Here is a 249-nt window from a genome sequence, read left to right on the forward strand (position 1 = left end):
CCTCTTAATACTGCAAATGGAACCTAAAAGTATGAAAGTATTTTTACGAAATAAATTGTCAGTCATGACTGTTTTTATGATGACTTCGTTGGCTCTGGTTGGTTGTAATGATGATAACGACTCAACATCAAGTCAAACAAATCCTGAAAAGCCAGTAGAAGTGGTTGATCCGACGCAGCCCAATCAAAATACAGTATATGGCAAGTTACTTTCATATGATGGTCAAACGCCAATCGCTAATGCACTGGT

The 249-nt window shown here is 37.8% G+C and carries 1 protein-coding gene; it reads left to right on the forward strand.

What is annotated here, in order from left to right:
* Nucleotides 1-31 precede the first annotated feature (31 nt).
* Nucleotides 32-249: hypothetical protein (locus tag SB689_RS23790; RefSeq protein ID WP_410694501.1), on the forward strand; the 218-nt coding region annotated here is incomplete at its 3' end.

The sequence above is a fragment of the Chryseobacterium sp. SIMBA_038 genome (assembly GCF_046535115.1).
GTDB lineage: Bacteria > Bacteroidota > Bacteroidia > Flavobacteriales > Weeksellaceae > Chryseobacterium.